Here is an 11881-nt window from a genome sequence, read left to right as displayed (position 1 = left end):
ACTATTTAGAAATTGGCTCAACAACTAGAATAACGAACGAATTAGGTACTATTCCTGCTCGTAGTTTTGTGTTTTCTGCTGTTAGCTCTGGTTTTACATCAAAATCTGCCGTAGGCAAATACAGTTGATTTGTAGTTTTGTTTAGTGCAATAGTTCTGGCCCCTTTTTGAGTCTTTACAGTTTCAATAACTGAAAAAGTATTTGCGTTACGCTCTTTTATAACGGTAATCGTTCCCTCGCCATTGGATGTAAAAATAAGATTCTTTTTGGCATCAAAAGCAACGCCATCGCAACCATCACCAATTGGTAAAGTCTTTATTATTTTTCCATTTGTAGCATTAACAACAATCATCAAATTATTACCGCAAACAGAAAATAATCGGTTCGTAACTAAATCTATTGCCAATCCTGATGGTTCATCTCCGGGAGCAATACTCCAGGTATTTGTAACTTTTAATGTCGAAGCGTTTATCGTTTTTATTTCGTTTTTATCTTCAATATTCACATAAATTAACCCTTTAGTATTGCTTACTGAAAACTCTGGTTTTCCGCCCAATGGAATTGTTTTCACTACTTTATTTGTATTGGCATCAATAACTGTAGCATCATTACTTTCTGCATTGTAAACAAACACTTTTCGAGAAAATTGATCGTATAAAATGGCATCTGGTTTAATTCCTGTAATTTTTACTTTTTCAAGTAATTCAAATGTTTTCAAATGGACTACTGTAATAGAATTGTCTTTTCCGTTACTGATAAATGCTTTGTTTAAATCATTTGCAACTGCAATGCCGTGTACTCCTTTTGTATCTCGAATAGTTGCTATAGTTTTATCTGATTTTAAATCAATCACATTGACCATATTTCCGTGTGAAACAAATAAATGTTGGGCCACATCATCAATAGCGAGATAATCCCATCCATCATTGCCAGAAGTGCTGATCTTTTTGGATAATTTATAGGTTTGGCTGTAACTATTAGAAATAGAAGCAATAATGATAAATAATAGTAGTATTTTTTTCATTTGAAAGAACTTTTAAAGTTAATTTTATGAAACAAATTTTAGCTGTAATTCTATTTTATTTCTATGGAAACCACAACTCTTTACATAATTAAAAAGAGTTGGATGTAACACCCAACTCTTTATGGTATAAGTTTATAAAAAAAGCAAAAATTACTCTTTTATCGACATCCCATTTTCTTTAAAAGCGAGGCTTTTACTCTTCATCCCTTTTTTTAAATCCACTTCATAGATAGTGCCATGTTTCGAACTTTCTGTTTTGTCCGCTTCTGCAATTTTCCAATCGCTATATTTCGATTTTACAGCGGCTAAAACCGCTTTTGGTAAATTGATTGCTTTAATTTCTCCTTCCGTTTCCAGCCAGGTTCCATCTTCTGAAAAATTAGCAGAAATCCTACTTCCTTCTAATGTGAATTCTGCTTCCCATTCTTTTGGCCCTTCAACTCCCCAACTAACCTTTGTTGCAGTAGGAAATTTTTTAACGAAGGCTTTTTTTACTACATCAGGTGGAGTTCCCGCAAATGCACAACTGCATATAAAAACAATCGACATAATTAATAATTTTTTCATTTTTTTTGATTTAAAAGTTAATTTCAAATAATTTTACACTACAAATATTAAACACAATTCTATTTTAATTCTATGCTAATATTTTGTAAATCATAATGTTAATTTAAAATATCAATTAACTAAAACTACATCTGGTCAATTATTTGCAAAAAAACTTCCTGCCAATAATTAGGGTGATTGGACGTTTCTGTGTCTCCAAAACGGACTATAATAATATTCTTTTCAGGGTACACATACAGATATTGACCAAACAAACCAACAGCAAAATAACTGCCATATTTCAAAGGTCCTATTCCCCAATTATTATTGTAAAAGTGTTTGTTATTTCCGGACGGATCAGAATGTGTCGAATATTCAATCCATTTTTTGGATACAATTTGATTTCCAATCCAGTTTCCTCCATTCAGATAAAGTCTGCCTAATTTAGCAAAGTCAATCGCTCGTGCTTGTAAACAACAAAAAGATTTTTCAATTGCTTTATCATCTTTTCGATCTAAACTCCATGACGCCGGTGCTTCCATTCCCAATGGTTTCCAAATTTTATTTTCCAAATATTTAGAAATAGTGCCTCCGGTCACTTTCTCAATAATATATCCTAAAAGCAATGTATTCGCACTGCTATATCTAAATTTAGTGTTAGGTGCACATTCAAGAGTTAAATTGAGCATTCTCTCTCTTAAATTATCACCCCAGTAAAACGCTGCATTATCAGATGCAGGATTTAATTCGCTATCTGTAAACCGTATTCCTGATGTATGTTGTAACAAATTTTTTATTGTGATTTTCTCCCAACCTGTTTTATCTTTAAATTCAGGTAAATAATTAATAATATAATCGTTCTCGCTTTTTATTTTCCCTTCATCTATTGCTATTCCTATTAATGTAGAAACAAATGGTTTAGCCATGGAGAAAGAGGAAACAAATGAATTTGATGTATATCCATTATTGTATCTTTCGTAAACGATTGTATCATTTCGAATAATTAAAAATGTTAGCGTTTTATGCAAAGTTGCAAAACTATCCAAGCTTACATTTGTCGAATTAAAATCCCGATTGATTACTCCTATTTTTGTTCCTAACTGATATTCTTTGTTGGATTTATAGAAATTATAAACGGGACCTTCATTATTTACTACTCGTTGCGGAAAATGTTTATAATCACTTTGACTAGGAATCCCTCCATATCGCAAGGATCGCAATACGTCACAAGAACTTAACGTGCTAAGTAAAACAACAAGAAAAAAATATTTAAAAAGCTTTTTTGATTTCATTACGCTAACTCTTTTTTATTTTAATTCATTAATATTGTCTTTTGTCAAAATAAAACAATGTTTACCATTAGTAAATTTATAATAAAACACCAATCCGCTTACCTCCACAATTTCTTTTACGATAGATAATCCAAGGCCTAGTGATTCTTGGGAAGTAGAGTTCTTATGAAAGCGTTCAAATAACTGATTATCAATTGGGTTATTAACCCCCAAATTTGAGATTGTAATTTTATTTTTCTCTATAAAAATTTCAATATTTCCACTATTAATATTATGCCTAATTGCATTTTGTAATAAATTATTAACCAATACTAAACACAAATCAGCATTCATCAAAACACAAAAATCGTTTTCAATATTTTTTATTATCTCAATTTTATTGGCTTGAATATGCTCTTCAAAAAAGACTAAGGAGTTATCAACTGTATTTTCAAAAGATACTTTTTCTGTGGTATTAAATTGTCTGTTTTCAATTTTGGTAAGTAATAGAAATGTTTTGTTCAATCGAATTATTTTAGAGCAAGCATAATCAATTGCTACTATTAATTTCATTTCATTCTCTTTCAAATTTTCAGATTGAATAAGTAAATCAATCTTAGATTTTATAACAGCTAATGGCGTTTGAATTTCATGTGAAGCATTTTCAGTGAATTTTTTTTGGCTATTAAAATCAACTATCATTTTTTGCATCATAACGTTTAAAGAAAGATTCAATTCATCAAATTCAGTTACCGATGTACTTGCTAAACGTGGAATTACATTATCACTAGCACGAAATTTCTTTAAATTGGATACTGTTTGATAAAAGGGTTTCCATACTGTTTTTGAAATCCAAAAATTTATAATTAAATAAGTCACAAAAAGCAAAATCAATAAAATAACTAACGAAGTAAAAATACCTCTAAACAATTCGTTATACTCCAATGTGCTTCTCCATATTTTAATGGAATAATTAGTATTTCCAACTTCAAAAACAGAAGAAAGCAATCTATTTTCTGCCAGTTCATTTTCTTTTTTATCATAAATTAAAGTGTCCGAAAAAATAGGTATAGAAATTTCTTTAGCATTTGTTTTCGCTATTTTTTTAATTGTAGCTTCACTGCTTTTAGTGATTATTCTCAAAGAAATCGTGTCATTTTCCTTTAAATAATTCTCAATTAGTTCCTTGCGATTTACCAAGAGTTCGTTATTACTTTGCCTAACCTCTCTAGTAATGATATGAAAACAAATGTATCCTGATAGGATTAATATCGGGATACTAAAAATCAAATAATACAAGCTTGTTTTAGCTAATAGTTTCATTCTTGAGTTTTAAAATTGTACCCTATGCCGTAAATTGTTGTCAAATAATCTTCACATTTTTTTTCTAATAATTTTTTACGCAAATTTTTCACGTGATTATATATAAAATCGAAGTTATCTAATCTATCCGAATTATCACCCCAAAGATGTTCTGCCAGCGCACTTTTACTCACTACTCTATTTTTATTAGATATGAAATAAAGCAATAAATCATATTCTTTTGACGTCAAAATTACATCTTGATTATGAACTAAAACGCGCCTTTCGTTAGGCAAAATTTTTATTTCGTTGATACTAATTTCTACATTTCCATCAAAACTTTTTCTTCTAATTAAAGCTTTAATTCGTGAATTAAGTTCCGACAAATGAAAGGGCTTTGGCAGATAATCATCTGCTCCAAGATCTAAACCATTTACTTTATCATCAAGAGAATTTTTTGCAGAAATTATTATAATGCCCGCTTTAGATTTTTTTAGTTTAATTTCTTTGAGTAAATCTAAACCAGTGCCGTTTGGCAAAGTAATATCTATCAAAATACAATCATAATCGTAAATCGCAATTTTCTGTTGCGCATGATGGAAATCAGGGGAAACCTCAACAATATTCCCTTCCATTTCAAGATATTGTTCAATGCTTTTTTGTAATTCTGGTTCGTCTTCTATTAGTAGTATTTTCATAGGTTATGTAAAAATAAAGCTAAAATCTATTCAAATTCTGTTTTTTAATTTTAAGTAAGAAATCTTCGATAAGATTCATTTCCTTCATCTTGTCTGTTAATTCATAAAGTTCTAAATCAGGAAATTGATTTCTAATAATTGCGATTTTTTCTTCTTGTCCACAATTCCCTGGGCAAGTATCTAATGCCTCGGCAATCTTCATTGCCAATGCTTTTCTGAACACTTCGTCCAATAGCAGGTGTTGAGCTTTTTCAAACCCTTTGTTGACTGCTTTAAATTGATTTAATATTTGAGCAGGGTCATCACTCTTATCTAGCATTTTTATTACTCCTTCAACTTGACCTTTTATACTGCTTAAACGGTCTTTAAGGTCTTTTGTTAAATCTTTTGGTAACATAATGATTCACTTAAATACAATACAACTCCCAAAATTAGAAGTTGTATTGTATGGTTAATAAATTAAATGGCTTTACCAATACCGGCTGCTGCTAATTCTTCTTTACTCACGCCTTTATTTTGGCAACAAGCAAGATTGTCCATATAAGAAACTTAATGATGTACATAAGAATAAAAGAGTAAATACTGATTCATAAATTTTATTATTGATAATCATTTTATTGTTGTTAAATCGTTTTGAATTTGTCTCGTTCAGTAAAATTGCCTACTACCTCAGTTCGTCTAAAAACCTTCGTTTTTCCTTTATTTTATTAATAAATATATGTGATTTAAACTATAATTATTTTTCTTTTTAAACCATTTTCGCTTTCGTTCAACACAGCTTTCATTGTTCGTGACGGAAAATTTTATGATACTGTTTTTTGACCACAATGAAGCGTTTTTAGAAATTATACAAAAAGATTAGATTAGTTATAGTGTTAGATTGGTTGGTTAGAAAGTTAGCAAATTGTTTTGCTGACTTTTTTACTTTATAAAAAACAAAAAAAGATTTAAATTTGAACTGACGATTCTATTTTTAATAAACAAAGTAATTTATGAAACTATTTTTACCCAAAATAACACTTGTATTATCATTCTTAACTTTGTTTTCGTGTGTAAATAAAGTTAAAAAGATAGAGCCAAAACAATATAAATCAGGAGTAGTTATCTCATTTGATGATGCTTATGTTGATGAATGGTATAATGCCGATAAAGCATTACAAAAATACGATTGGAAAGCTACTTTTTGTGTTTGTAGGATAGATTCTATTGGGAAACCTCAAATAGAAAAATTGCTTGAATTACAAAAAGAAGGTCACGAAATTGCAGGTCACGGCTATCATCATTACAATGCGGTAAAGTTTGTTGCTCAAAATGGAATAGACCGATATATAAAGCAAGAAATAGACCCAATGATGGTTTCAATGAAGCAAAAAGGTTTTAATGTTTCGTCGTTTGCTTATCCCTACGGAGAACGATCGGATCAACTTGATAAAGCATTATCACCTAAATTTAAAGTAATAAGAGGTAGGGATTTTTGTGCTGTAGCTCCTGAAAAAGAAGGGTCTTATTTTAGAGATTCTAAATTTATGTATGCTTTCGATATTGACAATAATCACATCCATTTTAGCATTCCTTATGTTTTAGAATTATTAGATTATGCCAAGAAAAATAATAAAATACTAATTTTATGTAGCCATAAACCAGTTAAAAATTTGACTGCAAATTATCAAACTAAAATTGAAACATTAGAATTCATTTGTAAATATATGAAGCTTAATGATATGGCATTTTACCGATTGTCTGACTTGGATAATTTAGAAATTATCAATTAATAAAAATATTATGAACATACTAATAGTAGAAGACAGTAATGAACTAGCCATCGAGTTAAAAGAATTTCTTTCTAATTCGGGTTATGTTTGCAATTTTGCAAACACTTGCGAAGATGCTCTTGATGAAGTCAATAGTAATGATTACTACATTATGCTACTTGATTTGGGTTTGCCCGACGGAAGCGGTTTAGATGTTTTAAAATCAGTTAGAAAAAACCAATCCAAAATGGCAGTAATTGTAGTTACTGCTCGTGGCGAACTCGATGTTAAAATAAACGGAATTCCTATAGATAATTCAACATCAGAATTTAAAGATTTATATACCGCTCTGAACCAAATGATTATAAGAATTAAGGAATTGTTCCTAAAAGAAAAACAATTTATTGGCAATGTTTCACACGAATTATTAACACCTATTGCGGTTATAAAAAACCGATTTGAAAACATAATTCAAAATCAATCGTTGAATGATACCGCTGTTGATAAAATTTCGGATTCCTTGAATACTTTAGATTCAATGAAAAAAGTAATTAGCAATTTACTTTTAATTTCAAGGATAGATAATAAGCAATATCAAATTAATGAAATGCTAAATTTTAATACAATTATTGCGAAATTAACAGGAAATCTTGAAGATAGAATACAAGAAAAAAATTTAGTAATCACAAAGAATATTAGACATCAAGTTTATTTTACAGGAAACCAAACACTTATTAAAATCTTATTTAGCAATTTGTTTACCAATGCCATAAAATACAATAATCGTTATGGGAATATTTTAATAAATGATGAGTTTATAGCAGGAAAATATGCTTTAACAATTACTGACACAGGATTAGGAATGAATAACGAGCAGGCTTCTCAAATTTTTAATAGATTTACTCGCATTCATTTTTACCAATAAGAACAAGGCATTGGACTTGCTATTGTGGAAAGTATTGCCAAGTTGCATCACATAAAAATTCAAGTAACATCGACTATAAACTAAGGAACAACGTTTACGTTAATCTTCCCGATTTCTTAAAAAATTAATAAAAAGTTAAAGTTTTATCATTTGTTAAATCTTCATTTTCTCTTCATTTAGCGGTTATACATTTGACCTATAAATAATAACATTTATAACAATAATAACAATTTAAAATTTTAGAAATTATGAAAAAAGTAATGATGTTAACATTGATGGTTCTAGGAACTACAGCTATGGTAAACGCTCAAACTGCTCCTGCAAAAACTGCTCCTGCAAAAGAAGTAAAAATGGGTAAACACAAAAAAGAAAAAAAAGGAGTTATAAAACCAGAAACAAAAAAAGTAGAAAATAAAAAGATAGAACCATCAAAAAAATAGTAATTACTAGACAATGGTTTTAGTAAATTATCAGAGGTTGATGATTGATGATGATGAAAGCTGTTCAAACTAAAAATTGAATGGCTTTTATTTTTAAATTTGACAAAAGTTTTAAATTAGGCTTGATACAAAAATTATGAGCAATAACAAACAAATATTTCAAACAATAACCAAAGCAAGATGGAGAACTTTCCAATGGTCAACTCGAATCTTGATTTTTGGAATAATGCTATTAATTCCTATTTTTATTATTACTCTTAATAGAGGATTAAAACCAACATTACCCTTATTGACGAACGTATATAACAATGTTACAGTGCTTTCAAATCCAACTACTCCAGTTGCATTAGACAAGCAAGAATTAAAAAAATACAAAGGTTTTGATGCTTTTATAAAAATGAAAGAAAAAAATGAAAACCTAAAAAATAGTTCAGAAATAAATCATAAAGACCAAGTTAGAGCCGCTTTTTACGTCGATTGGGATCCTCAAAGTTTGTTTTCATTACAAAAAAACATCAAAAAACTCAATATGGTGGTGCCAGAATGGTTTTTTATTGACCCAAAAACCGATTTGTTGCGCACCGAAATTGATACAGCTGCTCTCAAAGTAATGCGTAGAAATAATATTCGGATTGTACCACTCATCAATAACATCAACGATGCCAAACCCGATGATGGTTTTGATGGCGATATGATTCATAGAATTATTAATAATCCAACAAAAAAAGCCCGATTAATAAATGATATTGCAACAACTTTAAAAAAAAATAAGTTTCAAGGAATCAACATCGATTTTGAAGAATTTAAAGAAAATGGTGATGAACCTATTATAGCTTTCCAAAAAGAATTATACAAAAAGTTACATCCAATGGGTTTAATTGTATCACAAGATATTATGGCGAGCAACGAGGATTTTAATGTGAAAGAATTAGCCAAGTATAATGATTATATTTTCTTAATGGCTTATGATGAGCATTATACAGGTAGTGTTCCTGGTAATATTAGCGGGCAGAAATGGATTGAAAGTGTGCTTGATGAAACTGCTAAAGAAATTCCTGAAAGCAAAATAATTCTATGTTTTGCAGGTTATGGTTACGATTGGCAACAAGGAAAAGAGGGTAAAACGGTTACCTATCAAGAAGCCTTATCTAACGCAAAATTGTATAAAGCAAAAATAGATTTTGACAAAGATAGTTATAACAACAACTACGCTTATACTGACAGTAATGGCAACAAACATATTGTAAATTTTACCGATGCTGCTACCAATTTTAACACGATTCGCTTTGCTGACGAATACGGAACTGCAGGAACTGCCTTATGGCGTTTAGGAAGCGAAGATGATCGTTTATGGCGTTTCTATAATCGTAGTTTAACTGATGCTAGTTTGCAAAAGAAACCTTTTGATTATAAAATATTAGAAAATGTAAATTTTGGCTTCGCAACACCCGACTATATTGGCGATGGCGAAATTTTGAATGTGATAACTAATCCAGAACCTGGCAAAATAAACCTCGATATTGATAAAAATGGAAACATTATTTCGGAGCAAAAATACATTCAATTGCCCACAAAATATGTTATAAAAAAATATGGAAATGTAAAAAATCAAGTCATTCTTACTTTTGATGACGGACCAGATCCAACCTATACTCCTCAAATTTTAGATATATTAAAAAAAGAAAAAGTTCCTGCGACTTTCTTTGTGGTTGGTTTACAAGGAGAAAATAATATACCGCTACTGCAACGTATTTATAATGAAGGTCACGAAATAGGCAATCACACCTTTACACATCCAAATATTGCCACAGTAAGTTTAGAAAGAGCTTCTGCCGAAATGGAAAGCACTCGATTATTAATAGAAGCGGTTACTGGACGAAGCACCGTATTATTTAGAGCACCATACAATGCCGATTCTGAACCAACTGGCGAAGACGAACTAAAACCAATTGCGTTAAGCAAAGAACAAAATTATTACACCGTTGGCGAAAGCATCGATCCCAACGATTGGGAAAAAGGAGCAAAAGCCGATAGTATTTATGCCCGAACGGTAGCACAATATGAAGCCAATCCCGAAAAAGGGATTATACTTTTGCACGATGCAGGCGGAAATCGTCAAGCAACCGTAGAAGCTTTACCACGAATTATAAAATATTTTAAAAGCAAAGGAATACAGTTTACGACTGTTGCTCATTTGCTTGGCAAAACCAAAAACGACTTGATGCCTAAAGCCCACGAAAACTTTTTGAGTGTTGATAATTTCATCTTTGATTTTGGCTATTGGTTTGGTCATTTTATTGCCGCAACTTTTTGGGTGGCTATTATTTTAGGATTAGCTAGAATTCTCTGGATGTTTATAATGGCTTTTATTAAAAAATATAAAGACCACAAACATCCGCCAACTTATAATTTACAAAACACCAATCCATTTCCGAAAGTGAGTATAATTGTACCTGCTTATAACGAAGAAATTAATGCCGTAAAAACCATTGATAATTTGCTTTTGCAAGATTATCCTAATTTTGATATTGTTTTTATAGATGACGGTTCCAAAGATAAAACCTATCAAATGATATTGGAGACTTTTGGTCAGAATCCAAAAGTGAGTGTAAATACCAAACCTAATGGAGGCAAAGCATCTGCATTAAATTACGGAATCAATCTAACCCAAAATGAGTATGTTGTTTGCATCGATGCCGATACGCAACTAAAAACCGATGCGCTATCGCAATTGATGAAATGTTTTACTATTGAAACAAAAAATGATCAGGAAATTGGTGCTGTTGCTGGTAATGTAAAAGTGGGTAATGATAACAATATGCTTACCAAATGGCAAAGTATTGAATACACAACGGCACAAAATTTTGACCGTCGAGCATTCGATTTAATCAACGGAATTACCGTAGTGCCTGGTGCAATTGGAGCGTTCAAAAAAGAAGCAATTTCTAAAGCTGGTGGTTTTACAACAGATACTTTGGCAGAGGATTGCGATTTGACTATTCGTATTTTGCGAAATGGTTATAAAGTTGTAAATTGCGTAGAAGCTGTTGCTATTACCGAAGCTCCAGAAACTTTGAACGAATTTATGAAACAGCGTTTTCGTTGGAGTTATGGAGTTATGCAAGCCTTTTTTAAAAACAAAGATGCTTGTTTCAACCCAAAATATAAAGGTTTAGGAATGGTGGCTTTGCCTAATATTTTTATTTTTCAAATCATCTTACCCATTTTTGCACCATTAGCTGATTTGGTTTTAATTGTAAGTTTAATTTGGAATCATAATAATCCTGATAGTTTACATAAAATAGGTATTTATTACATCGTTTTTATGTTTGTAGATGTATTGGTTAGCATTGTAGCCTTTGTATTTGAGAAAGAAAAATTAAGCAAACTCTTTTGGCTTATACCGCAACGATTTGTGTACAGACAAATAATGTATGTGATTTTGTTCAAAGCAATCAAAAAAGCAATCAAAGGCGAAAGCCAAGGTTGGGGCGTTTTGAAACGAACTGGAAATGTAAAAACTATTCAATAAAATGAAAAAATCTGATAAAATAAAATGGTTTCAAGAACCAGAAGAAAAAGATTATCCAGCTGCACAATCGTATTTGAGCTTGATTTTTGATGAAGATAAAGCTATTGAATTGGTAACTCAATTAAAACAAGCATCAATAATAATGTACAAAGCCAAAGACTTGTTTAGAGCTAGTTCACTTTCATTATTAGGAATTAGCAATTCTCATATTGAAATTGATATTGAAAAAATTAAGAAAAATAAAAAAATTTCACCTTTATTATTAGTTAGAGACGCCTTTAATTACAAAGTAATTATTGCCGATGGTTACCATAGTGGAAAAACCGGTCAAATTGACCACCCAATTCCAGTGCAAATTGACCACCAGTTCCGGAGTAAACTGACCACCCTAT

The 11881-nt window shown here is 30.6% G+C and carries 11 protein-coding genes; 5 read left to right on the top strand and 6 right to left on the bottom strand.

Annotated features, from left to right (window positions below; all coding sequences use genetic code 11):
- Nucleotide 1 precedes the first annotated feature (1 nt).
- From EKM01_RS09410 to EKM01_RS09385, 6 genes are all read right to left on the bottom strand, one after another.
- A complete protein-coding gene (locus tag EKM01_RS09410; RefSeq protein ID WP_126768059.1) occupies nucleotides 2–1024 on the bottom strand; it encodes a YncE family protein in 1023 nt (340 codons plus the stop codon).
- 150 nt (nucleotides 1025–1174) lie between these two features.
- Nucleotides 1175–1591, bottom strand: a complete 417-nt coding sequence (locus EKM01_RS09405) for a PepSY-like domain-containing protein (RefSeq protein ID WP_126768056.1) — start codon at nucleotides 1589–1591, stop codon at nucleotides 1175–1177.
- A 125-nt stretch (nucleotides 1592–1716) separates the two neighbouring features.
- Nucleotides 1717–2862 carry a serine hydrolase gene (locus EKM01_RS09400; protein WP_126768053.1) on the bottom strand — a complete coding sequence of 382 codons (1146 nt, stop codon included), beginning with the start codon at nucleotides 2860–2862 and terminating at the stop codon, nucleotides 1717–1719.
- A gap of 15 nt (nucleotides 2863–2877) precedes the next feature.
- Nucleotides 2878–3984 (bottom strand): HAMP domain-containing sensor histidine kinase, encoded by a 1107-nt coding sequence (locus EKM01_RS09395; RefSeq protein ID WP_158616097.1) that lies wholly within the window; start codon nucleotides 3982–3984, stop codon nucleotides 2878–2880.
- Nucleotides 3985–4160: 176 nt separating this feature from the next.
- Complete coding sequence (locus tag EKM01_RS09390) at nucleotides 4161–4841, bottom strand: response regulator transcription factor (RefSeq protein WP_126569187.1); 681 nt, start codon at nucleotides 4839–4841, stop codon at nucleotides 4161–4163.
- Between the two features lie 19 nt (nucleotides 4842–4860).
- Nucleotides 4861–5238 (bottom strand): metal-sensing transcriptional repressor, encoded by a 378-nt coding sequence (locus EKM01_RS09385; RefSeq protein WP_126569188.1) that lies wholly within the window; start codon nucleotides 5236–5238, stop codon nucleotides 4861–4863.
- Nucleotides 5239–5833: 595 nt separating this feature from the next.
- Between EKM01_RS09385 and EKM01_RS09380 the strand changes: the two genes are divergently transcribed.
- The 5 genes from EKM01_RS09380 to EKM01_RS09360 all read left to right on the top strand — a co-directional run.
- Nucleotides 5834–6613: a polysaccharide deacetylase family protein gene (locus EKM01_RS09380; protein WP_126569189.1), complete on the top strand. Its 780-nt coding sequence runs from the start codon at nucleotides 5834–5836 to the stop codon at nucleotides 6611–6613.
- 10 nt (nucleotides 6614–6623) lie between these two features.
- Nucleotides 6624–7517: a hybrid sensor histidine kinase/response regulator gene (locus EKM01_RS09375; protein ID WP_126569190.1), complete on the top strand. Its 894-nt coding sequence runs from the start codon at nucleotides 6624–6626 to the stop codon at nucleotides 7515–7517.
- A 248-nt stretch (nucleotides 7518–7765) separates the two neighbouring features.
- The gene (locus EKM01_RS09370) at nucleotides 7766–7957 is read left to right on the top strand and encodes a hypothetical protein (RefSeq protein WP_126562554.1); all 192 of its coding nucleotides are present in this window, start codon (nucleotides 7766–7768) and stop codon (nucleotides 7955–7957) included.
- Nucleotides 7958–8093: 136 nt separating this feature from the next.
- The gene (locus EKM01_RS09365) at nucleotides 8094–11489 is read left to right on the top strand and encodes a polysaccharide deacetylase family protein (protein ID WP_126768047.1); all 3396 of its coding nucleotides are present in this window, start codon (nucleotides 8094–8096) and stop codon (nucleotides 11487–11489) included.
- 1 nt (nucleotide 11490) lies between these two features.
- The coding region (locus EKM01_RS09360) for a hypothetical protein (RefSeq protein WP_199749421.1) at nucleotides 11491–11881 on the top strand (391 nt) is incomplete at its 3' end.

This window comes from Flavobacterium sp. RSP46 (assembly GCF_003984825.1).
Taxonomy (GTDB): Bacteria; Bacteroidota; Bacteroidia; order Flavobacteriales; family Flavobacteriaceae; genus Flavobacterium.
This window is presented reverse-complemented; position numbering and strand designations above follow the sequence as displayed.